The 23,136-nt window shown below is 52.1% G+C and carries 17 protein-coding genes; 15 read left to right on the top strand and 2 right to left on the bottom strand.

Annotated features, from left to right (window positions below):
• Positions 1-4: 4 nt before the first annotated feature.
• Positions 5-3,259 (top strand): carbamoyl-phosphate synthase large subunit, encoded by a 3,255-nt coding sequence (carB, locus tag NUW46_RS11265; RefSeq protein WP_418140135.1) that lies wholly within the window; start codon positions 5-7, stop codon positions 3,257-3,259.
• On the opposite strand, the gene NUW46_RS11260 is transcribed toward carB, so the two are convergent.
• Positions 3,239-4,276, bottom strand: coding sequence for an ExeA family protein (locus tag NUW46_RS11260; protein ID WP_418140134.1), 1,038 nt, complete (start codon positions 4,274-4,276; stop codon positions 3,239-3,241). The genes carB and NUW46_RS11260 overlap by 21 nt on opposite strands.
• 20 nt (positions 4,277-4,296) lie before the next feature.
• On the bottom strand, positions 4,297-5,208 hold the full coding sequence (locus NUW46_RS11255) for an XrtA system polysaccharide deacetylase (RefSeq protein WP_418140133.1): 912 nt from the start codon (positions 5,206-5,208) through the stop codon (positions 4,297-4,299).
• A gap of 265 nt (positions 5,209-5,473) precedes the next feature.
• On the opposite strand from NUW46_RS11255, the gene NUW46_RS11250 reads away from it, so the two are divergent.
• From NUW46_RS11250 to asnB, 14 genes are read left to right on the top strand one after another with little or no spacing between them, the layout of a single operon-like run.
• A complete protein-coding gene (locus tag NUW46_RS11250) occupies positions 5,474-6,880 on the top strand; it encodes a TIGR03013 family XrtA/PEP-CTERM system glycosyltransferase (RefSeq protein ID WP_418142027.1) in 1,407 nt (468 codons plus the stop codon).
• A gap of 2 nt (positions 6,881-6,882) precedes the next feature.
• Entirely contained in the window at positions 6,883-7,557 is a 675-nt protein-coding gene (locus tag NUW46_RS11245) for an XrtA/PEP-CTERM system exopolysaccharide export protein (RefSeq protein ID WP_418140132.1), read from the top strand.
• The gene (locus tag NUW46_RS11240; protein ID WP_418140131.1) at positions 7,557-9,128 is read left to right on the top strand and encodes an XrtA system polysaccharide chain length determinant; all 1,572 of its coding nucleotides are present in this window, start codon (positions 7,557-7,559) and stop codon (positions 9,126-9,128) included. The genes NUW46_RS11245 and NUW46_RS11240 overlap by 1 nt, the downstream gene beginning before the upstream one ends.
• The gene (locus NUW46_RS11235; RefSeq protein WP_418140130.1) at positions 9,128-9,997 is read left to right on the top strand and encodes a polysaccharide biosynthesis protein; all 870 of its coding nucleotides are present in this window, start codon (positions 9,128-9,130) and stop codon (positions 9,995-9,997) included. The genes NUW46_RS11240 and NUW46_RS11235 overlap by 1 nt, the downstream gene beginning before the upstream one ends.
• 4 nt (positions 9,998-10,001) lie before the next feature.
• Entirely contained in the window at positions 10,002-11,351 is a 1,350-nt protein-coding gene (locus NUW46_RS11230) for a hypothetical protein (RefSeq protein WP_418140129.1), read from the top strand.
• A 29-nt stretch (positions 11,352-11,380) separates the two neighbouring features.
• The gene (locus NUW46_RS11225) at positions 11,381-12,376 is read left to right on the top strand and encodes a polysaccharide deacetylase family protein (protein ID WP_418140128.1); all 996 of its coding nucleotides are present in this window, start codon (positions 11,381-11,383) and stop codon (positions 12,374-12,376) included.
• Positions 12,373-14,199, top strand: a complete 1,827-nt coding sequence (locus tag NUW46_RS11220) for a carbamoyltransferase (protein WP_418140127.1) — start codon at positions 12,373-12,375, stop codon at positions 14,197-14,199. Before NUW46_RS11225 ends, NUW46_RS11220 begins: the two co-directional genes overlap by 4 nt.
• 23 nt (positions 14,200-14,222) lie before the next feature.
• Complete coding sequence (locus tag NUW46_RS11215) at positions 14,223-15,350, top strand: GNAT family N-acetyltransferase (RefSeq protein ID WP_418140126.1); 1,128 nt, start codon at positions 14,223-14,225, stop codon at positions 15,348-15,350.
• A complete protein-coding gene (locus NUW46_RS11210) occupies positions 15,340-16,422 on the top strand; it encodes a FemAB family XrtA/PEP-CTERM system-associated protein (protein ID WP_418140125.1) in 1,083 nt (360 codons plus the stop codon). Before NUW46_RS11215 ends, NUW46_RS11210 begins: the two co-directional genes overlap by 11 nt.
• Positions 16,419-17,588, top strand: a complete 1,170-nt coding sequence (locus tag NUW46_RS11205; RefSeq protein ID WP_418140124.1) for a glycosyltransferase family 2 protein — start codon at positions 16,419-16,421, stop codon at positions 17,586-17,588. Before NUW46_RS11210 ends, NUW46_RS11205 begins: the two co-directional genes overlap by 4 nt.
• Positions 17,589-18,935, top strand: a complete 1,347-nt coding sequence (locus NUW46_RS11200; protein WP_418140123.1) for an O-antigen ligase family protein — start codon at positions 17,589-17,591, stop codon at positions 18,933-18,935.
• Between the two features lies 1 nt (position 18,936).
• Positions 18,937-20,151 carry a glycosyltransferase family 4 protein gene (locus NUW46_RS11195; RefSeq protein WP_418140122.1) on the top strand — a complete coding sequence of 405 codons (1,215 nt, stop codon included), beginning with the start codon at positions 18,937-18,939 and terminating at the stop codon, positions 20,149-20,151.
• The gene (locus NUW46_RS11190) at positions 20,148-21,155 is read left to right on the top strand and encodes a hypothetical protein (RefSeq protein ID WP_418140121.1); all 1,008 of its coding nucleotides are present in this window, start codon (positions 20,148-20,150) and stop codon (positions 21,153-21,155) included. Before NUW46_RS11195 ends, NUW46_RS11190 begins: the two co-directional genes overlap by 4 nt.
• Positions 21,156-21,199: 44 nt before the next feature.
• Entirely contained in the window at positions 21,200-23,089 is a 1,890-nt protein-coding gene (asnB, locus tag NUW46_RS11185) for an asparagine synthase (glutamine-hydrolyzing) (RefSeq protein WP_418140120.1), read from the top strand.
• Positions 23,090-23,136: the final 47 nt, after the last annotated feature.

The raw sequence follows: 23,136 nt of genomic DNA, 5'->3' as shown, positions 1-23,136 counted from the left end.
AAGCGTGCCAAAACGTACCGACATCCAAAGCATCCTGATCCTGGGCGCCGGCCCCATCGTCATCGGGCAGGCGTGCGAGTTTGATTACTCCGGAGCCCAGGCCTGTAAGGCGCTGCGCGAAGAGGGCTACCGGGTTATCCTGGTGAACTCCAACCCGGCCACCATCATGACCGACCCCGTCATGGCCGATGCGACTTACATCGAGCCGATCACCTGGAAGACTGTCGAGAAGATCATCGAGAAAGAGCAGCCGGATGCGCTGCTGCCGACCATGGGCGGCCAGACCGCACTGAACTGCGCCCTGGATCTGGAGCGCCACGGCATCCTGGAAAAACACGGCGTGGAAATGATCGGCGCCAACGCGGACACCATCGACAAAGCCGAAGACCGGGACCGCTTCGACAAGGCCATGAAGAAGATCGGCCTGGAATGCCCCCGCGCCACCATCGCCCACTCCATGGAAGAAGCCTGGAAAGTGGCCGACGACATCGGCTTCCCGTGCATCATCCGCCCCTCCTTCACCATGGGTGGCTCTGGTGGCGGTATCGCCTACAATCGCGACGAATTCGAAGAAATCTGTACCCGTGGCCTGGACCTGTCGCCCACCAACGAACTGCTGATCGACGAATCCCTGATCGGCTGGAAAGAGTACGAGATGGAAGTTGTCCGCGACAAGAACGACAACTGCATCATCGTCTGCGCCATCGAGAACTTCGACGCCATGGGCGTGCACACCGGGGATTCCATCACCGTGGCCCCGGCCCAGACCCTCACCGATAAGGAATACCAGATCATGCGGAACGCCTCCCTGGCGGTCCTGCGTGAGATCGGTGTGGAAACCGGCGGTTCCAACGTCCAGTTCGGCATCAACCCGGACACCGGCCGTATGGTCGTGATCGAGATGAACCCGCGGGTGTCCCGTTCCTCGGCCCTGGCCTCCAAGGCCACCGGCTTCCCGATCGCCAAGGTCGCCGCCAAGCTGGCCGTGGGCTACACCCTGGACGAACTGCGCAACGAAATCACCGGCGGCGTCACCCCGGCCTCGTTCGAGCCGTCCATCGACTACGTGGTCACCAAGATCCCGCGGTTCACCTTCGAGAAGTTCCCCCAGGCTGACGCCCGCCTGACCACCCAGATGAAATCCGTGGGTGAGGTCATGGCCATCGGCCGGACCTTCCAGGAGTCCCTGCAGAAAGCCCTGCGCGGCCTGGAAGTAGGCTCCGAAGGCTTTGATGAAAAGCTGGAAGAACTGACCTCGGAAAACGCCCGGGAAACCCTGACCCGGGAACTGAACGTTCCTGGAGCCGATCGCGTCTGGTACATCGGTGACGCCTTCCGGGCCGGCATGAGTGTCGAGGACGTATTCGCTCACACCAAGGTGGACCCCTGGTACCTGGTGCAGATTGAAGACTTGATCAAAGAAGAGCAGTCCCTGAAGAGTGCCGGCAAGGCCGACATTGACCAAGCCACCCTGTTCCGCCTCAAGCGCAAGGGCTTCTCCGACGCCCGCCTGGCCAAACTGCTGGGCATCTCCGAGGTAAGCCTGCGCAAACTGCGACACGACCTGGGCATCCGCCCGGTGTACAAGCGCGTGGATACCTGCGCCGCCGAGTTCGCCTCCGACACCGCCTACATGTACTCCACCTATGAGGAAGAGTGCGAGGCCGACGCCAGCGATCGCGAGAAGATCGTAGTGATTGGTGGTGGCCCCAACCGGATCGGGCAGGGCATCGAATTTGACTACTGCTGTGTTCACGCGGCCCTGGCCATGCGCGAAGACGGCTACGAAACCATCATGATCAACTGCAACCCGGAGACCGTGTCCACTGACTACGACACCTCCGACCGGTTGTACTTCGAGCCGATCACCCTGGAAGACGTGCTGGAAATCATTCACGTCGAGAAGCCCAAGGGCGTGATTGTCCAGTACGGCGGCCAGACCCCGCTGAAACTGGCCCGTGGCCTGGAAGCGGCCGGCGTACCCATCATCGGCACCAGCCCGGACGCCATCGACCGCGCCGAGGACCGGGAACGGTTCCAGCAGATGATCCAGCGCCTGGGGCTGAAGCAGCCGGAAAACGCCACCGTGCGCAGCCACGAGGAAGGCATTCTGGCGGCCCGGGAAATCGGTTACCCACTGGTGGTTCGCCCGTCCTACGTGCTGGGCGGCCGGGCCATGGAAATCGTCTATGACGAGGAAGAGCTGGTGCGCTACATGCGCAACGCGGTGTTGGTCTCCAACGACAGCCCCGTACTGCTGGACCACTTCCTGAACGCCGCCATCGAGGTGGACATTGACGCCATCTCCGACGGTAAGGATGTGGTGATTGGCGGCATCATGCAGCACATCGAGCAGGCCGGCGTGCACTCCGGCGATTCCGCCTGTTCACTGCCGCCGTACACCCTGTCCCAGCAGGTTCAGGACGAGATGCGCGATGCGGTCAAGAAGATGGCCATCGAGCTTGACGTGATCGGCCTGATGAACGTGCAGCTGGCCTGGCAGGATGGTGAGATCTACGTGATCGAGGTAAACCCGCGAGCCTCCCGGACCGTGCCGTTCGTCTCCAAGGCCATCGGTGTGTCCCTGGCCAAGGTCGCCGCCCGGGTCATGGCCGGCAAGACCCTGGCGGAACTGGGCTTCACCCAGGAAATCATTCCGCGTTACTACGCGGTGAAAGAATCGGTATTCCCGTTCAACAAGTTCCCGGCGGTGGATCCGATCCTGGGGCCGGAAATGAAGTCGACCGGTGAGGTCATGGGCCTGGGTGACAGCTTTGATGAGGCCTTTGCCAAGGCTGAATTGGCGGCGGGTGAGGTTTTACCTCGTGAAGGAAGGGTGTTTTTCTCTGTCAGAGATGAAGATAAGGCTGGTGCAGCAGCAGTTGCGAGTTGGTTTGTGAACCTCGGTTTTGAATTAGTAGCAACCAGGGGAACCGCATCATATCTCCAGCGCCAAAGAATCCCGGTAGCGCGGGTCAACAAGATTGAGGAAGGTCGGCCACACGTGTTGGATATAATTAAAAATCACGACATACAGTTGATAATTAATACGACAGATGGGCGGGCGGCTATTGCTGCTTCAGCCGAACTCCGGCGGCTCGCCCTACGAGTGAAGGTTCCTATGGCCACAACACTGGCCGGCGCTGAGGCCTACGCCCGAGCGATCGCCTTTGGAGACTTGGGAGAGGTTAGATGTCTACAGCTAATGGAGGCTGAATCGAATACGGAAAAAGCCTCTCTATTTACGCCCGGGGGATAGTGGCTTTACGTTATCTCCAGAAGAGTGATGATTATTGTGGTGCTTCTCCTCCGGAACAATCTGAGAAAGACGTTGATCAATGCGCTCCAAAGCTTCCGCGATTCGAAGTAACGCTTTGGAAGAGCCGGACCAATCGGTAGCCTCACTTACATTGGAACCCACACGAGAGGGCTCTTTCCGTTTTCTGAGTGGGGTCTTGTGACTACCTTCGGTAGCGTCCTCTCCAAGCAGGTCCTTCCTGATGCCCTTTAGATCAAAAGGATCGATGAAAGGCCGATCCTCGGAGTATGCACACATCATCATTCCATCACAGAGCTTGTTGATAAGCCTAGGGATGCCTTTACTGAGGTTATGGATTTCCCGAACTGTCTCATCATCAAACAGCTTATTTCCTCCATGGCCTGACACCAGCAGGCGATAGTCGATGTACTCGGCAGTCTCTGCTGCTGTGAGACCTTCCAGATGGAAGAAGAGCTTAACCCTCTGAGAAAGCTGGGGAATCGCTGCTACGGACTGTTTCAACTCCGGCTGCCCGAGCAGGATAACCCGCATTGAGGGGCCCCCCATGCTTTCCATACCGGTAAGCATGCGGATGTCCTCGAGGTTTTCGCGCGTCAAATTCTGAGCCTCATCGATAGTGAGCACTACCGGAGTACCCTCAGAAGCCATGCGCTCCAGGTAGTCTGTTATCTGGAAAAGCATGGCAACCTTGCTATCGTCCTCGACCTTGATGCCCGCCTTGCGCAGGATCAGTCCGAACAGATCTTTGGACTCAAGGTTGGTGTAGGAAATGTTGAGTAGTTTAAGGTCACCCTCAAGGTTTCTTATGGTCTTTTTGAGCAGCGTTGTTTTTCCAGATCCAATTTCCCCGCTAATGACGACAAATCCTTCGGTACTCCAGATTGCAGATGACATGTAGACGTATGCCCGTGAGTGCTGCTGACTCATGTAGATGAAATCATCTTCCGGAGTAATACGAAACGGGTGTCTGTGCAGGCCGAAAAATTCCAGATACATTGTCTGCTCTCGTCCTTCGCCTAGGCCAGGCGGATCATTTGATTGCTGCGCACGAGCGTCTTATCGTGCTCGTAGGCATTGTAGCTCTCGCTTACTGTCGAAAATCGAAAGTCTTGTAAAAGCTGCTCAAGGCGTCCGTAGCACTTGTCAAGATTTGTGTAGTGACGAAATCTGGAGAACCAGCTCGCGTTGTTGTAACGAGGTTGGTCTGGATCAACTTCCCAAGGGTGCAGGTAAAACATCTGCGGGCGATCTCCAAATCCCGACGCATTGAGGAACAAATAGCGAAAAACGGCGTATGGAAATTGTCGGAAGTAGCCCCCGCCAGCAGCTGGAATCGCAAGCCCCATTACGTGCGCGGTGGTTAGCGGGAATTCTCGAATTATATTCCCGCTCTCGGTTTCGATGGAATAAGGAGCTGAGGGCGAATCGGGTATGCCGTATCGGTCATGCCTGACCGGAAAAATACTTGAATCCCAGGTAAACCCAGCCTCGCTGAGGATGTCCAGGGCCCATAGCGACTCTCTGGTGATCGAATAGCTTGCGGCTCGGTATCCACAAACCTCTTTGCCGATAATGCTCTCGAGCAAATCTTTCGAGCGCAGCGTCTCTTCCCTAAAAGTCTCAACCGATTGATTATAAATCAGTTGGTGGCTGTACCCGTGCGATGCAATCTCATGGCCGTGGCTGGCGAGCTTCTGGACGAGGTGTGGAAATCTTTCGGCTACCCAACCCAGCACGAAAAAGGTGGCCTTTACGCTGTGCCGCTCAAACAGCTCCAACAACAATTCGGTATTTTGCTCAACTCGGCTCGGCAGAGAATCCCACTGTTCTGGGCGTATAACGTTGGAAAGGGCAGCAACGTGAAAGTAATCTTCTACGTCGATACTCATTGCATGAAGGGGTGCTTCTTTTGCATCCGGGCTAGTCATGGGTACTCCTTCCCAACTTAACACCAACTCTTCGATTTTCACTCAGTCGTATGAGAAATACAATTACCGAAAACCAAGAAAACAAACTCAAACATAAAAGAATGTAAAACTCTGTTACAGAAAGATACAATGCAGTTGAGATTGCGAAGTTCTCAGCGCAGAATTGGATAAGTGGAAGTGGATTCGGTGGCATAGGTAGTTGCTGCCGGCGGAATTAGATGTTTGTCTGTCGCTGATTGTCGAACAGACGACAAGGAAGTTCAGCGTGTCGTATATACGTTTTCGAAAGCATTATCTGCATCTGCCGTATCTGGTACTTGGGGTACTGGAATTTACGGTTCTTTTTGCAGTTTTTTCCCTCTTTACGCTCTTTCTGACATTTCTAGGGGTAGATCACGCCCCTATGAGCACAGATATTGTCTCTGGATTTCTGTTCGCCCTGATTCTAAGCTGCGGCACGCTCGCTATGGGCGGTTACCTTGCAATGGTTCATGAAAGCCTGACATCGCTGTTTTTCAGGACTCTCGTAGCTTACTGTTTCGTCGGCGGGATCGGCTTGACCGTTCTATATTCTGTGTTGCCATCAGCAGACCCTGGAAGCGGGAACCTCTTTGGCGTCGTAATGCTGGCCTCGATTGTAGTGATTGCGCTTCGCCTCTTATTCCTGCGCATTGTGGATTCGGAGCAGGTCGTTCGGCGTGTAGTCATTTTTGGGGCTGGTGACTTTGCCGCCGCGCTTTTGGATGAGTACGAACGGAACATGCGCGCTTTGGGCATTCGGATTATCGGCTGCATAGCCGACAGCCCGACAAAGGCCATCTCAGAAGCTAACATCTTGCCAACGCCTTACGATTTCTATCAGTTCTGCCGTCAAAACAAGGTTTCTGAAATAGTGGTTGCGCAACAGGAGCGACGTCGCAAAGAGGGCGGCTGGCTTCCGGTTCCTGAATTGATGGAGTGTAAGCTTCGTGGGATTTCTGTCACCAACGGTCTTGATTTCTATGAGCGTGAGCTAAAAAAAGCGAAGCTCGATATGGTCCATCCTTCCTGGATAGTGTTTTCTGAAGGATTCAAGGCGTCGAGGAGCAGGGCGCTTGCCAAGCGCATGCTTGACCTCTCAATCAGTCTGACGCTACTCGTCATCATGTTGCCCTTCATTGTTCTGACTGCGCTAGCCGTATTTTTTGAAACCGGGCGTCCTGTCCTGTACAGCCAAAAAAGAGTAGGGCTGCTTGGCAAGGAGTTCCGAATCTACAAATTTCGCAGTATGCGTCAGGATGCTGAAAAGGATGGCAAGGCGAGATGGGCGAGCGCCAACGATGATCGAGTTACGAGGGTTGGAGCTTTCATCCGAAACACCCGTCTCGACGAGCTTCCTCAGATCTACAATGTCATAAAGGGAGAAATGAGCATTGTTGGTCCCCGTCCTGAGCGGCCGGAGTTTGTCTCTGAACTGAAAGAAAAGATTCCTTTTTACGACACCCGCCATTACGTGAAGCCTGGATTAATGGGGTGGGCCCAGCTTAAATATCCGTATGGTGCGTCGGTCGAAGATGCCAGGGGAAAGCTTGAGTATGACCTTTACTACTCAAAGAACCACAGCTTTGTTATGGATCTGTTGATCATGATTCAAACGGTTGAAGTGATTCTTCTTGGAAAAGGTGTGCGCTAATAATGACTAACAAAACAACAGCAATTTGGAGAGCATGTATGGGCATTTGCACTACTTTGCGGACCGGGCTGGTCGTTTTGCTGGCCCTGATTCTCGGGGGTTGCTCTGGTCTTCCTTCCTCTACGGAGATGCCCCCTGTCTCTGAACTGGAACCTGAGCCTTATCAGATTGGTGTTGGAGACACCATCTCGATCCATGTATGGCGTAACCCGGAACTTGGGCAAACTATTGTGGTTCGGCCAGATGGTTTTATATCGATGCCGCTTATGGGCGATGTGAAAGCAGAGGGTAAACAGCCTGAAGGTCTGGCCTCAGAAATCAGTGTGGCTCTGGGGGAATATATAAGAACGCCCGAGGTCACCATTATGGTAACGAACCCAGCCAGTAAAGAGTTTCGGAACCGCATCCGGATTACTGGGCAAGTAGCTCAGCCCCAGTCTGTTGCTTTCCAGCCCGGGATGACCGTGTTGGACATCGTTCTGATTGCGGGCGGCGTGACCGATTTCGCTGCTGATGGTAGGGCCACATTGCACCGCCAGATTGAGGGTGAATACCAAAGTTTTCAATTAGATCTCGATGCCATCCTCACCGATGGCGACATGCGGACTAACCATGCACTTCAACCGGGCGATGTTATCAGCGTGCCCCGCAAGCAGCTTTTCAGAGGTGAGCTCTAATGGACATCCAGTTTATTCTGGAAGTTTTACGAGCAGTCAAGCTTGAGCTTTACAGAAAACGCGTTGCCGCCGAAATTATTTTTATGGTGGTAACGGCTGGAGTATTGGCGTTCGGATATGTGACCCCTAAGAAGTACACATCTGAAGCTTTGCTGTACGCCGATCAGTCAAATATTTTGCAGCCGCTACTGAGAGGCCAGGCAGAAGTAACCCAAATAGACCGCATCAATGAGGCAAGAGAGATGCTCCAGAGTCGTTCCTTCCTGGAGCAGGTTGCGTTGGATTCCGGTCTTATTTCCGGCGCTGAGACTGATCAGGCACGTAACACGGCGATCTCCCAACTTCGAGACCAGGTAAACCTGAGAATATCCAATCGCAATTTTTTAGAGCTTAAGTACACAAGCGGGGATCCGAACCAGTCGTTTGAGGTTCTGAGCTCGGTTTTGGACCGCTTTTTGGAGCGCACGGTTAGTAAAAAACGATCGGAAAGCCGGAATGCCTTTGAATTCATTGACTCTCAGGTCAAATCCTATCAGCGGCAGCTTGAGGCAGCAGAACAGCGACTCAAAGAATTTAAAACTGAGAACCAGGAGGGAACAGAAGGTAACGTTCTCGCGCGAATCGAGAACCTGAGAAGGGAGATTGAGAATCTCAAGCTCGAGATAGAACAAACTGAGTCAGAGGTTCGATTAACCCGGTCTCAATTGGCGAGTGAGGAACCAGTACGCAGAATAACTGTTGATCCGGGAAGATCCTCTGCGGAGCGCCGTCTCGTTGCGCTCAGACAAGAATTGGACTCCCTTCTCTTGCGTTTTCATGAAAAGCACCCCGACGTTGTCAGTGTCAAGGATCAAATAGCTGACTTGGAAAGCCAAGTGTCGACAGAAAGTGACGACAGCAAGCAGGGTGGTGTCACTGAGGTCATGGAAAACCCGGTATACGAGAATCTGAAGATTCAGCTTTCCGAAAGTTCCACGCGGCTTGAGGTGCAGAAAAACAGGCTTGTTTCCCTTCAACGTCTGTTGGGCGAGGCGTTCGAACGTTCGCAACGGGTTGCAGAAAACCAGGCCGAGCTCTCGGAGCTTACGCGGGACTATGATGTGACTCGAGGTGTCTACGAGGACATGCTGCAGCGCCGGGAAAGGGCAAGGCTATCAATGACCCTGGACGTACAGGGTGAGGGAGTAAGTTATAAGATCCAGGAGCCGGCATCCTATCCAACCCGCTGGGATGGATTGCAGCTATATCAAATTGGTCTCGCAGGCCCCTTTCTTGGAAGTACGCTTGTTCTTGGATTGCTGACTTTGCTGGTGATGTTTGATCAACGCATTCGGTCCCCGAGGGGGCTGCAATTAGCACTTCCTGAGAGCATTCCTGTACTTACAACCATCCCGCACTACCGAAGTTCTTGGAAGGATCGACTCTTCAGGAAGGATACCTTGGCAATCCTGTTTATTCTTACAACTTTCATGGTGGGCTATTTATCGGTTCTTGTATTTAGTGTGATGGGAGTTACGCCTGAGCAATTAATTAACAAGATTTCAGAGCTAATAGCGCTTGGGAGTAGCTAATGGACGATAACAAGCTCTATAACGCGCTTCTGAAGAGTGAAGGTGAACGCCGACGGAAAGACCAGGGCGAAGCAAAGCCTGAAGATAACTTCAGGACAGAGCGTCCCTTTGCCGGGTCAGACAGGGTAAGGCCCAATTGGGTCAAGGTGGATATCGATCAGAGCGAATATCCGCCCACAGTTTACGACTCATCGATTTCTCTTGAGTTGATTGGAAATCCTCGTCCATGGAGTCGTGAGCAATTACGCGAGAGGAAAATCATTTACCCCGGAATGCCTGACAAAGCAGTGATGGACGCTTATCGAGAATTGCGCATCCAGTTGAAAAACCGGGCGGGGGAGAAAAACTTTGCTGTTATGTTCAGTAGCCTGGGGGGAAAAGGAAACTCAGTCTTAACCGCATTCAATCTTGCCACCTCTTTTGCGATGGACTCGCATACGTCTGCACTTTTGGTGGATTGTGACCCATACAATCAAGACCTGGCGAGGTTGGTATCGGTCGAGATGCAGGCAGGTGTCACCGATTACGTGGCTGACAAATCTCTCTCAATCAAAGATATATTGTACCCAAGCGGTGTTTCCCGCTTGAGCGTTATTCCCGCAGGTACCCAAGTGTTTTCGGCCGTAGAACTCTTTTCGTCTGTTCGGATGCGTGAGTTAATCTCCGAATTGAAATCTCGCTACCCGGATCGCTGCATCGTATTGAATGCTCCGCCTTTTCTGGAAACCACGGAGGCGAGGATTCTGGAAAGATTCGCCGACCAGATAATTTTTGGTGTTCCGTTTGGCGATGTGACCGCTGAAGTAATTGCCGAATCCGTGGATGCGCTCGGCTCTAGTAAATTCTCAGGCGTGGTTTTTCAGGAGTAAGTGAATGGAATCTCGGTCTGTGAAATGCAAAGGAATGGTCGCGTCAGTTTTGTTGGGCGTTTGCATCTACTCTTTTCCTGCAACAGCACAAGATTTGACCGATAACGTAACTGAGATTTCAGGCGCCGGGTCTTTGTTTACTTCACTTACACATACGCGAATCGACCAAGGAACGAGCACGGATACGAACACTGAGCCCAGCCTTGGTTTATCTGGCAATGTTGGTGGTCAACTCCAGATTGGAGCTAACTCCTTGGCTCTAGATTATGGTGGGACGTTTGAAACAGAGCGCGACCTTGGCAATGGCGAGCAGACGGAAAACAGTTCTATTGTTGGAGCATCTCGGTTTTCCCACTTCGATCCTGGCAGCAGATTTGATTTTAATCTCGGACACACAGTCAGTTCTGTCAGGAATGACACTGGCTTCGTTGTAAATCCCTCCGATTATGATACCCAGAATACGTTAAATGCCGGGGCGGGTATTCGCTTTTATCCGGGGGACCTTTCGACCCTTCGATTTTCAGGTGAGGCAGGGAAAAGCTTTGGAAGTGGAGATTTAAACGACCGGGAGTCTTTTACTGCCGCAAGTGAATTCTCCAGAAGGCTCAGTCAACGGTCGTCCGGCGGTATCAATGTCAGCAGGAGCTGGTCGAACGATGAAGATATCGACATTACGATTGATTCGGCTCAGCTCGTTTACAGCAACTTGCTGGAGAACGGATCCTTCCGAATTGGTGCGGGAGGTAGTCAGGCAGACACCGAATATCCAGATGGCCAGGTAACGGAGAGCGAGGCGGTTACCGGTTTTCTACAAAGAACTTGGCTGGCAGGTGACTGGCAGACCTCTGTCGAATACAACCGAAGACTATCTGATAGTGCAACCGACTTGTCTCTTGAGCAGCCACCAGAAATCGATTTCGTTCCGGATACCATTCGTATTCGGGACCTTGTCGTGAGTGACTCGGTTCTGATCTCGCACAACACGTCTCGAATTTGCAGTGCCTGCAATCTGGGGCTTGCGGTGGAAGGTGCGATTCTGGAATCGGAGGTTACGGGCGCTACGACTCACGAATACTTTGCAAGAGTTGATCTGGGCTATCAGCTGACGTCACTGCAGCGGCTGACATTCGCATATCGCTGGCAGGGAGATGCCGGTGAAGACGCTGGAACAGTGATCGATCAGATCCACCGATTCAATGTCAGTTGGATCCGTCAGTTGGCTGAAGAGACTTCTTTCAGCGTGGAGTTCGATCAAGCCTATCTACGTAGTCGACTTGCGCGAAACGATGAAGAACAGTTTGTGCTACGTCTCCGCCTATCGAAGGGGTTCTCCCTTGTCGGCCAGCCGCGTTAAAGGTACTTGAAGGGATCAGGAAAGGAATCATGTTTGATCAAAGGAAGTATATACAACTACCGACCGATTCACCGCCACAGCTGATAGTTGTGATCGATACGGAGGAGGAGTTTGACTGGACTGCGGAGCCAGACTCTAAGGCCAACCAAGTTTCAGCCATGGCGTATATCGATCGCGTACAAAGCATTTTTAACGAATACGGGATTCGGCCTTGTTATGTTATTGATTACCCTGTAGCGAGCCAACCAGAAGGTCACCGGCTACTGAAACAGTTCGCTGAAAAAGGCCAGTGTGAGATAGGAGCCCATCTTCATCCGTGGGTAAATCCTCCTTTCAAGGAGGAATTGTCCAGGCCAAATACTTACCCGGGTAACCTCCCCTATGAATTAGAGCGAGAAAAGCTCCTTATTCTAAAGAACAGGATCATCGATAGTTTTGAATCGTCACCTGTAGTGTACAAAGCTGGCCGATACGGATTTGGGCCCAACACGACCAATATTCTGCAGGACTTGGGGTTCGAAATCGATTTATCAGTTTGTCCTCCGCTTGATTCCCGTGCTGACGGTGGGCCCGACTACCGCCGATTTGACGCCCGGCCCTTCTGGTTCGGTGGTGACGATGCTCCAATCCTGGAACTGCCATGCACAGGAGGGTTTGTAGGCTGGACCGGTGGTGCAGCACTTCCTTTATTTGAGGCTGCGCAAGTATTTCGAAAGTTCAAAGTGCCGGGAATTCTCTCGAGGTTAGGAGCAGTGGACAGACTGATGTTGTCTCCTGAGGGGTTCAGTCCGGCTGAGCACATCAAATTGACTCGGGCCCTTTTTAAAAAGGGCGTTCGAACCTTCACATGGAGCTTTCACAGTCCCAGTGTAGTGCCGGGGAACACATCCTATGTTCAAGATGACGCTCAGTTACGGCACTTTCTTGACAGTTTTCGTCGCTATTTTGATTTCTTTTTCAATGAGTTAGGTGGCCAGGCTTCTACACCGACCCGCATTCGTGATTTTATGGAGAGTATGGCATGAAGGTGCTCGGGATTTCCCCGTTAGACAAGGACTCAACTGTTTCAATTGTTGAAGACGGAACGGTTCTGTTCGCTGCAGGTGAGGAACGTTTTTCCAGAGTCAAACAGCAGGACGGCTTTCCGCAACTGGCTTTGGAAAAGGCTTTGGCTTACACGGGACTGTCGATAGAAGAATTCGACCTGATCTGTTATCCATTTCTTACCTGGGAGAATGAGCAAAAGCTTTTCTCAAAGAACCTGGAGGACGAGAAGGCTTTTATTAAACAATTTCATCCCGCGGACCTGGGGCCTCAGGTAAAGGAAGCTCTTACCCGAGTTCCGGATCGATCGGAGCCCATTCACGGGTTGGAACATCCCAATGCGATCATGGAAAAAGGGTTCTTACATAGCTCCTACTACAGCATGGCCGGCGCGCAGAAGCTGGCGTCAAATAACGCTGCATTAAAGTCTTCCAGGCAATGGGGAGAGGATGCTACTGAGTCGTTTCAGCACTGGGAAAAGGATCTGACGGATGGCCTGGCGAAAATGGGATGGACCAAGTCGATTAAACGAATGGATCATCATCTGTCCCACGCAGCCAACAGCTTCTTCTGCAGTGGCTTTGATCAAGCATTGTGCGTAACTCTGGATGGATACGGTTCAGGACTCGCAGGTTCTGTCAGCGAAGGGCGAGATGGCAAAATTCACCGACTGCACGGCCTGCCATTCCCCAATTCTCTTGGTACGCTCTATGAGCACGTAACCTCGAGTCTTGGCTTTAAACCTAGTCGCCACGAGGGAAAAATCGTTGGGTTAGCTTCTTACGGAGATCCCTCTATCCTTGGGGATATTCTGCTCTCACGGATAGATCAATCACCCGGTGATTTTCGTATTTACGAAGCGAACAACGTGTATTTTTCCCGATATCTTGCATCCAAATTCCCTAAGATTGATGTCGCGGCTGCTTACCAGTACGTCCTTGAGCAAGTAGCTACTAACTATATTCGTTACTGGGTGAAGAAAACCGGTATCGACACAATAGTTCTTTCCGGCGGCGTAACCGCCAACGTTAAACTGAACCAAAGAATCTTCGAGATTGAGGGCGTCAATCAGATCTTTGTGTACCCGAATATGGGGGATGGAGGGTGCGGAACCGGCGCAGCTCTCTATCACAGCTGGCCGGGTGGAGTTAAACCTTCGATTTCTAATGCTTATATGGGCCCAGACTATTCAGTTCAGGAAATCGAGGGGGCGTTGCAGTCTGAAGGACTGACGTATCAACGCCCCGAGAATCTGGCAGCGGATGTAGCAACCCTGATTCATGGTGGTCAGGTCGTTGCCCGCTTCGACGGCCGTATGGAATACGGGCCACGGGCACTTGGAAATCGATCGATCATGTACCACGCCAGAGAGCCAGAGGTAAATCAGTGGCTCAACAAACGCCTCGGACGAACAGAATTCATGCCGTTTGCGCCGGTAACCCTCTATGAGGCCAGGGAAAAGTGCTATCACAATATCAAAGGTGCTGAGCATGCAGCTGAATTCATGACCATCACTTTCGACTGCACCGAATTCATGCGGGAAAATTGCCCCGCTGCAGTTCACGTGGATGGCACAGCACGCCCTCAATTGATCAAGAGGGAGGTTAACCCAGGCTACTACGATATCGTGAAGGAATACGAGAAGTTAAGTGGCATACCCAGTCTTATCAATACCAGCTTCAACATGCATGAGGAGCCGATTGTTGATTCTCCTGAGGACGCGGTCAGAGCATTCCTGCAGGGGGCTTTGGATTATCTTGCTATCGGTCCGTTTCTGGTAAAGCACCCCAGCCCCCAACACTGACCCCAGGCGAACGGAAGGAAGCCATGACAGCGGGACTGCTGACGGTTAAAAGAGAGTCAGTCACTGAAAACTCCAGACTTCGTGATGATTGGCTCGATCTGGAAAACCGTGCTTCCCCAACGGTTTTCCTCTCATGGCAGTGGCTTGGGCATTGGCTGCACGTATATCAACCTAGAGCCTGGTTACTGCGAGTAGAGGAGGGGGCCCGCCTGGTGGGACTTGGTTTGGTGGTACAAACAGAGGAGCGGCGGCATGGTGTGATGAAATCTAAATGCCTTCGACTGCACCAAACAGGTCACAAACTGCTTGACCAGATCTGGATAGAGTACAACGGCTTTCTGGCTGAGCGCGGCAAGGAAAGCTCGGTTGCAAAGGCATGCCTTGAGTATCTATGCAACTCGATGACAGATTGGGATGAGTTCATAATCGGTGCGATAGACGCCGATGAGGCCGACAGTTTTGCTCGAGCCACAGGATTGCACAAGCATCTCCGTTGGGAGGCACCGTGTTTCGGTGTGGATCTTAATGCGTTGAGGAGAACCGGAACGCACTATCTGGATAGCCTCTCACGTAATACCCGATACCAGATCAATCGCTCCCATCGACTGTACCGGAAGCAAGGAGAGGTAAGCCTTGTCAGGCCAGATTCGGTAGAGGAAGCTTTGGCAATGTTCGACCGTATTGGGCCAAGGCACCTTGAGCGATGGGGTGCGGGCCCGGACCAAAGCGGATTTGCCAATCCGGACTTTGTCCGTTTTCATCGCGAATTAATCCGGTTTCAGTGGCCCGACGGTGGAGTGGATTTGGTGGCTGTCATGGCTGGCGATAAAGAAGTCGCATCTTTCTATAACCTCGTCTACAACCAAGTGGTTTATTTCTATCTCGGCGGAATGGTTGTTGAGGCCGATAACCGGCTGAAACCTGGTCTCTTGGGTCACAGCCTGTGTATAGAAGATTATCGTCATCACGGCTTCCACTATTACGATTTTATGGGTGGTAACGAGCGATATAAAGCCAACCTTGGGAAGTTGCATCGTCATCTTGTTCAGATTTCGCTTCAACGGCCCCGTTTCAAACTCAAGCTAGAGGATGTGGCCCGACGCGCAAGAAACCGCTGGGTCAAAGAATCGGGTGGTGACTATGGCGGATGAATTGCAAGCTCGAGTTTCCAGGGTATCCGTCTATCCGGTTGAGGAATACGACGCCTATGTAGCCAACCATCCGTTAGCTACGCCCTACCATTACAGCTGTTGGCTAACGGCGGTAGAGCGTGCCTATCGCCATACAGGCTGGCTGGTAACGGTGCATAGGGGGAGCATCCTCTGCGGTGTGCTGCCGTTAGTCGAAATAAAAACACCAGTCGGGCGGTCAAATCTGATTTCTCTGCCATTCTGCGATTTGGCTGGTGTTTTGGCTGACGACTGTGATGTGAGGCACCTTTTGTTGGCCGAGGCGCAATCACTTGCTGATACCAATAGAGCAGGGGGGCTGGAAATCCGTCAGGGCGGGGCGGCGCTTGAAGAGCTGGATTTGAAATCGGTTTCAGGGAGCCCGAAAGTGCGAATGCTTTCCAGTTTGCCTAGTGATGCGACTGCCCTGTTTCAAAGCTTCAAACCAAAATTGCGTAGCCAGATACGCAAGGCGGAAAAAAATGGCCTTACCTCAGAGGTACGCAAGGATTTGGATGCCGTTGAGCAGTTCTACAATGTTTTTGCCTGGAATATGCGACGGCTCGGTTCCCCGGTACACAGCCGAGCTTGGTTCCGCGAACTGAAACAGGCATATGGCGATCAGATGCTTGTGGGGTTGGTTTTTCTGGATGATCAGCCGGTAGGTGCGGGAATCGTACTCCTAGCGGGCAGTAAGGCCTGTATTCCTTGGGCCTCTACACTTGAAAAGTACAACCGCCTTGCACCGAACATGCTTCTTTATTGGGCGCTGCTCAGCCACGTATGTGAGCGTGGCTGCACCTCTTTTGATTATGGCCGGTCAACTCTTGGCGAGGGAACCTACAGATTCAAAAAACAGTGGGGTGCTAAACCTTACGAGCTTGTCTGGAGCAAGTGGCAAGTTGAAAAAAGAGTAGAGAGCGAACCTGAAAGATCGGGTCATCAAAGTGGCGTTTCGCGTTTAAGGCCGATTGCGGAGGAAATTTGGCGCCGTTTGCCTCTGGCAGTGGCAAACTGGATTGGTCCCAAACTAAGACGTTACATCACATTATGACTGTCGTACTTGCACTTACAATTCTTTGCCTCTTACTACCGGTTTATGTCTACGTTGGCTATCCAGCACTGTTGTGGATCCTTACCCTCGGCAAACCAACCGTCACCCACACTCGCAAAGAGGCTTTTCCTTCCGTCACCCTGGTTATTTCTTGTTACAACGAAGTTGAGGTGATCCGGGAGAAACTGAGAAATTCGCTTGAGCTCGATTATCCGAAAGAGCTACTAAAGATCATCGTGGTCTCCGATGGTTCCAATGATGGGACGGATGAGTTGGTCAGAAAGTTCTCGGGTGACGGGGTTATTCTGATTCGACAGGAAGGTCGTTTGGGCAAGACTATGGGACTTAATCTCGCTATGGCTGAAGTTGAATCTGAGATTACGGTTTTTAGTGACGCCAACGCAATATACGCGCCCGACGCTATCGCCAAGCTTGTCCGGAATTTCGCAGACTCTGAGGTAGGCTATGTGGTGGGGGCGGCCCTTTACACCGATAGCGATAAGGGAGCCAGCGCCCAGAATGAAAACCTCTACTGGCGATATGAGCTTGCGATAAAGGCCATGGAGTCCAAACTTCACTCAGTTGTTGGTGGCGATGGAGCGATATACGCGATCCGTTCAGAACTTTGGGAACCCCTCTCTCAGCAGGATATCAATGATTTCGTGAATCCCCTCCAGATTGTTGCGAAGGGGTACCGGGGGATCTTCGACGCAGACGCACAGTGCTTTGAAGAAACGGCAGGAGATTTTGATCGCGAAGTTGCCAGGAAAGAGCGAATAGTGAACCGGAGTATTCGGGGCCTGTTTCGGGTTCGTCCGGTGATGAATCCATTCCGAACCGGTTTTTTTGCACTAATGGTGGTTTCGCACAAGCTGCTTCGTTGGTTGATTCCCCTCTTCTTGCTCGCTGGAGTCATCGGAAGTCTGGTACTCGCAATTGATGGGCTACCGATCTTTCAGATGGTGAGCATTGTCAGCCTGGGTATTTTGGGGCTTTCGTTTGTTGGGCATTTGAGTACGAACAAGCAGAGGTTACCTATTTGGGTTTCAGTTCCTTACTATTTTGTGATGGTTAATCTTTATGCGGTCCGTGGAATTCTCCGGGCACTTAGTGGAAAGACACAGATAGTCTGGGAAAGTGCCCGCCCGGGAAAGGAATCGCGCTAAATGTCGAAGTTTGCGCTCCTCTTCCTCATGTTTTTTTTTGGTGGCGTGATTGCCGCGCTTACCTACAGCGGTGTTGCAGCCTTCGTCGTTTATCAGATCGTATATTTTTTCAACCCGGACAATCGTTGGTGGGCAAGCAATATTCCGGGATTGAGGTACTCGATGATTGGTGCGCTACTGATGCTCTATGCCCTTGCCATTCGGTACAAGCACTATTCACAGTTGAGTCCGTGGAAGGACATGCCACCGCTGAAGTGGCTGGTGGCGGTATTGGTTATGTATTACGTTACCTATACCTGGGCTCTCGATCCTGCTAGCCATCAGCGGTTCACCTTTGAATTCCTCAAGCTGGTGGTGATTGTGTTTGTAGCTTACAAGCTCATTCATTCAGAACAGGCTCTGAAAGTTTGTCTCTGGGTTTACATCCTGGGATGTGCCTATATCGGGTACATCGCTCGCTCGACCGGGCGCAATTCAGCTGGTCGCGTGGAGGGCATTGGAATGGTGGACTCGCTCGACGCCAACGATACGGCGGCGGCGCTCGCCCCTGCGGGTGTCCTATTGCTCTATTTCGCATGGGTGGGAGATAAGAAAATCCGAATCCTGGCGGTTATCTGTGGAGCTCTGATTGCAAACGGGCTGGTACTGATCAACAGCCGAGGCTCTTTCCTGGCTTGCGTCGTCAGCTTGGCAATTTTCATCCTATTCATGGTTTTCTCTCGCTACCAAAGAAAGGGGCAAAGGTGGACAGCTGTCTTCATGGTTGTATTCGGACTTTCCGGTGCCCTTTATGTAACGGATGACCAGTTCTGGGAACGAATGGGCACTCTAAAGGAGATAGAAGATCAGGAAACCAGCGGCTCGAGCCGCATGGCTTTCTGGTGGACGACCTTCGACATGCTTGAAGACAATCCGATGGGTCTTGGTATCAATGGATACAATCTTCTGGCGCCCCAATATATGGACGAACAGACCCGTGGCGGTGTTGAGTTCAGGTCTGTTCATTCAATGTGGTTTCAGGGGTTGTCAGAATTGGGCTATCTGGGGTTCGGGTTTTTCTGCTGTATGCTGGGTTCTCTTTACCTCCTGGCACGAAAGGCGAAGAAATTCGTTATTGAAAAGGGTGACAGCGACGCCTACTTCCAAATATTGGCGATAGAATGTGCGTTAATTGCTTATTTGGTGGCAGGGACTTTCGTCAATCGTTTTCGGGCAGAAATTCTCTACTGGATGATTCTGTTTCTCGCTGTTGCTATTAATGTTTATTACCTGAGACATCGCGCAGAGAGTAAGCGTGAGTCTTTGGTTCCCAGCCCACAACGTACTGCAAGGGAAAGGATGCCATAAATTGAAACCTGTTCGAGTTCTTCAGTTTATTACACCGTCTGGGTTCTACGGGGCAGAACGCTGGATTCTGGCATTGGCCAATAACTCGGATCCGACCCGGGTCATCCACGATCTCGCTGTAACCCGTGAGGGCTCCGGTCAGGGCCTGAAAATTGTGGAATTGTATCCTCCACAGGCAGGAAACGTGCACACCGTCCCCACGAAAGGACGCTTTGATCCAGGTGTTGTGAAGAAACTGGTCCGGATTATACGAGAACAGGATATTGACGTTATCCATACGCACGGATACAAGTCTGACATATTGGGCTTTTTAGCGGCCCGTATTGCCGGAATCAAGTGTGTCAGCACGCCTCACGGTTTTTCAGGCAACGTCGGTTGGAAGCTCGGCCTGTTCATACGGTTAGGGACGCGGTTTTTCCGCCATTTTGATGCGGTGGCCCCGTTATCCGAAGAATTGATGGCGGACATGAGGCGTTTTGGCGTCCGAGATGACCGCTTGCAACTTATTCTTAACGGGGTTGATCTCAAGGAAATCCGTTCAACAGTTGAGGCGGCAGCATCTCCGTCCGCCGTTGAGGATGCAGAGCCCATTCGTAGAATAGGGTTTGTGGGCCAGTTGATTCCCAGAAAAGCTGTCGGGGACCTGATAGAGGTTTTCGACGACTTGTATGAGCAGGATAACAGGCTAAGGCTTGAAATAGTGGGTGATGGTCGCCAGCGCGCAGAGCTTGAAGCAGTTGCATCAGGCAAGCCGTGCTCGAACGCCGTCCGCTTTTTGGGGTTCCGAGATGACCGGCTCAGCCTCATGAGTCGTTTTGATTTGTTCGTGATGACTTCCTCTCTGGAGGGAATTCCACGGTGCATGATGGAGGCCATGGCACTGAAGGTTCCCGTTGTAGCGTACAGTATTCCCGGTGTCAGTGAGCTGGTCGAACACGATAGAACGGGGTTGCTTGCGGTTCATGGAAATAAGGATGAACTGAAATCCCATTGTCGGTTTTTGCTGGAGAATCCTACGGAATCCGAAAGGCTTGCTGAAGCCGCGCGGCAGAAAATACAGGCATTGTATTCAGCAAACAGGATGGCTACAGAGTATGAAAACCTGTTCCGGCAGTTGTTGTCCCGTGACGCTGAATCAAGTGAACGGCAGGCCAGCCAGGAATCGGCGCATTCAGGCGGGCCCACCCGGTTATCGCAGAATCGGGGTAGAAAATGATGGTAACGCAAGGTTCTGAGGGGGTTATCGGGAAAGCCTTCAGGGTTTTCTTTGTGGAACGCAGGTTGCCATATAGCTGGTCCCGAAAGCTCCAGGATTCCCTGTACAAGGGGCCGTTGGATGCGGCACTCAAGGGGATCGTGAACACGCCTCCTATTCCCTGTGACACAGGAGCCAATACAGAACTCCATATGGTCACCTGTGTTCGCGATCTCAACATGGCGGTTGCCGCCTGTCGCTCACTTCTGCGGTTTGAACCGGGAATCGCTGTTGTTTTTCATGGTGATGAGTCGCTGCAGGTTGAGCATGCCGAGTTTTTGAAAGCAGCGGTCCCAGGTGCCCGCGTTCATCTTTATCATGAAGCCAATAACGCCGCGCAAGACTTCCCGGAGATTGCAGTGTTGCGACAACAGATTCCGAGCAGGTTCTCCCTGGGCGAAGGTTATGAAAGTCATCGGAAAGCCTGGGCACTGAAAGTGTTCGATTTTCACCTTTTTGCCAGGGCCGAAAAAGTGGTGGTCCTCGACTCAGATACGCTGTTCCTGCAGCGCCCGGATGAACTTATTGAATGGCTGAACAGCGAGGGGATACCGGGTTTTTACTCGGTTCCACTGTTGCCCAATTTACGGGTACCGGATGGGGACTGGCGGTCAGTTTTTCCCGCGGCCAGACCGATCAAACGCTTTAACGGCGGGTTCTATGGTTTTCATCGTCACGCCCTTTCGATTGATCTGATGCGCGAGACCATGCAGCGATTACTCGATAATCCGGCGATTCCTGTTCTGGGAGATGAATGCATCTGGCGTTTTGCCTTCGGTCATGTGGATGCCGGAGAATTACCCTATGAATCCTATCCGCTGACCACTCATCCCGACCGGTCTCGCAAGCTTGCGGAAAACCTTCAGTCTATAAAGTATGTCCACTTCATACTGAAACACCGGGGGGGCTTTTACAGGCTGCTTGCCGAACAGGTGAAGAGGGAATTGACTCAAGGACATGGGTGAACGGCGTTCTTGCTTGAGCAGCGCCCAACGGTAAAGGAAATACTATGTGTGGTTTGGCGGGATTTTTCCGTGTTTCCGGGTCGGAGGGTCTGAGCGAGGACCTGGACTGCCTTGAAAAAATGGGCAAATCAATAGTGCACCGTGGGCCGGATCACGGTGGCACCTACATTGATAACACCATTGGGTTGGTCCACCGACGCCTCAGCATTCTCGATCTTAGCGATGCCGGCAACCAGCCCATGGTTTCGGATTCTGGGCGCTATGTAATTGTTTTTAATGGTGAAATCTATAATTTCAAAGAGCTGAGGAAAGAGCTGGAAAACGACGGTGTCGTGTTTCAGACCCATACCGACACGGAGGTTCTGCTCAGGCTTTATGAACGGGAATCCGAGCATTGCCTGAAGCGGTTGAACGGAATGTTCGCATTCGCTATCTGGGACAAGGAGCAGGGGCAGCTATTCCTCGCCCGGGACAGATTGGGCAAAAAACCGCTCTATTTTTACCACGCCGATGGCAACTTTGCGTTCGGGTCCGAACTGAAAGCGATTTTTCCCCTGCCATTTGTGAAGAGGCGAATACGGCCTGATGCCGTCAAGGACTTCTTTGCCTACCAGTATGTCCCGGATCCCAAGACCATCTATCAGGACATCCATAAGCTGGGACCCGGCTACTGGCTCAAAACCGATGGACGCACCATCGATACCAGACAGTACTGGGACCTCGATTTTTCAACGGTAAACCCGGCGTCTCTGGGGGATATCAAAGGTGAAGTGCTGGACCTGATATCCGATGCCGTCCGACTGAGAATGGTGAGTGACGTTCCCCTGGGCGCGTTCCTCAGTGGAGGTATTGACTCCAGTGGCATCGTGGGCCTGATGGCCTCCCATACCGACACACCGGTTACTACGTGCTCGATAGGGTTTGACTCTGAGAAGTATGACGAGGTGCAATACGCCCGTCAGGTTGCCAATCAGTTTGGAACGGATCATCACGAGTTTACCGTGCAGGAAGATGTGGCCAGTCATTTTAACCACATAGCCTCCTATTTCGATGAGCCGTTTGCCGACCCTTCGTTCATACCGACGTATTTTGTCTCCAAGCTGGCGAGACAGAAGGTGACCGTAGCCCTTGCCGGAGACGGTGGCGATGAAAACTTCGCCGGCTATGAGAAATATTACGTTGACGCCATTGAGAACAAGCTGAGAAAACTTGTTCCCCGGGGAATCAGGCACAGTGCCTTCCCGTACCTCTCTGACCTGTTCGCAGGCTCGGAAATGTCCTTCCTGCGGAAAGCCCGTTCGCTATTGAGAACCCTATCTACCGAGGCTGACGAGGGATTTTACGGCAGCAACTGTTTTTTTGATCCGTCGGTCTGGAATCATATCGTAGCCCCCGGTTTCGAAAAGGAGACTGATGGCTACGATCCTTCCAGTATCACCTGTCATTACTACCGGAAGGCGCCGGCCGACGACCATTTATCGAGAATTCTCTACACCGATTTTAAAACCTACCTGCCTGGCGACATTCTGGTGAAAGTGGACCGGATGAGCATGGCGAACTCGCTTGAGACGAGAGCCCCCTTGCTGGACTACCGGGTGGTGGAATACGCCGCTGGCATTCCTTCCGCTCTCAAACTGAAGGGCAATCAGAAAAAGTTCGTGCTCAAGGAAGCATTTTCAGAAATGTTGAGTGATGACATCCTTTATCGCAAGAAAATGGGATTCTCGGTTCCGCTGGCGCAGTGGCTCCGAACAGAACTTCGGGAGTTCGCCGACGCCGTATTCCAGTTGGACAGCGTAGGGCTTTCGGACATTTTCAGGATGGAACGCGTAAGGGATTTGTGGCAAGCCCATTTATCCGGCGACAGCCGTTTTACCCAGGAACTCTGGACGATGCTCATGTTTGCTGTCTGGGTTCGACGCTATGAAAGCTGAATCCCGAACGGGCAATAACCACATAAAAGGCATGATGTGGTCAGAGG

Origin of the sequence: Marinobacter sp. MA (assembly GCF_048298425.1) — a bacterium.
Lineage (GTDB): Bacteria > Pseudomonadota > Gammaproteobacteria > Pseudomonadales > Oleiphilaceae > Marinobacter > Marinobacter salsuginis.
Note: the sequence above shows the minus strand (reverse complement) of the source record. Positions and strands in the feature narration are given on the sequence as shown.

What these genes read in the sequence shown, in the direction of transcription:
- NUW46_RS11260 (WP_418140134.1), bottom strand. Translation starts at nt 4,276, where the DNA reads ATGTATCTGGAATTTTTCGGCCTGCACAGACACCCGTTTCGTATTACT.
- NUW46_RS11255 (WP_418140133.1), bottom strand. Translation starts at nt 5,208, where the DNA reads ATGACTAGCCCGGATGCAAAAGAAGCACCCCTTCATGCAATGAGTATC.
- NUW46_RS11245 (WP_418140132.1), top strand. Translation starts at nt 6,883, where the DNA reads ATGACTAACAAAACAACAGCAATTTGGAGAGCATGTATGGGCATTTGC.
- NUW46_RS11240 (WP_418140131.1), top strand. Translation starts at nt 7,557, where the DNA reads ATGGACATCCAGTTTATTCTGGAAGTTTTACGAGCAGTCAAGCTTGAG.
- NUW46_RS11235 (WP_418140130.1), top strand. Translation starts at nt 9,128, where the DNA reads ATGGACGATAACAAGCTCTATAACGCGCTTCTGAAGAGTGAAGGTGAA.
- NUW46_RS11230 (WP_418140129.1), top strand. Translation starts at nt 10,002, where the DNA reads ATGGAATCTCGGTCTGTGAAATGCAAAGGAATGGTCGCGTCAGTTTTG.
- NUW46_RS11225 (WP_418140128.1), top strand. Translation starts at nt 11,381, where the DNA reads ATGTTTGATCAAAGGAAGTATATACAACTACCGACCGATTCACCGCCA.
- NUW46_RS11220 (WP_418140127.1), top strand. Translation starts at nt 12,373, where the DNA reads ATGAAGGTGCTCGGGATTTCCCCGTTAGACAAGGACTCAACTGTTTCA.
- NUW46_RS11215 (WP_418140126.1), top strand. Translation starts at nt 14,223, where the DNA reads ATGACAGCGGGACTGCTGACGGTTAAAAGAGAGTCAGTCACTGAAAAC.
- NUW46_RS11210 (WP_418140125.1), top strand. Translation starts at nt 15,340, where the DNA reads ATGGCGGATGAATTGCAAGCTCGAGTTTCCAGGGTATCCGTCTATCCG.
- NUW46_RS11205 (WP_418140124.1), top strand. Translation starts at nt 16,419, where the DNA reads ATGACTGTCGTACTTGCACTTACAATTCTTTGCCTCTTACTACCGGTT.
- NUW46_RS11200 (WP_418140123.1), top strand. Translation starts at nt 17,589, where the DNA reads ATGTCGAAGTTTGCGCTCCTCTTCCTCATGTTTTTTTTTGGTGGCGTG.
- NUW46_RS11190 (WP_418140121.1), top strand. Translation starts at nt 20,148, where the DNA reads ATGATGGTAACGCAAGGTTCTGAGGGGGTTATCGGGAAAGCCTTCAGG.
- asnB (WP_418140120.1), top strand. Translation starts at nt 21,200, where the DNA reads ATGTGTGGTTTGGCGGGATTTTTCCGTGTTTCCGGGTCGGAGGGTCTG.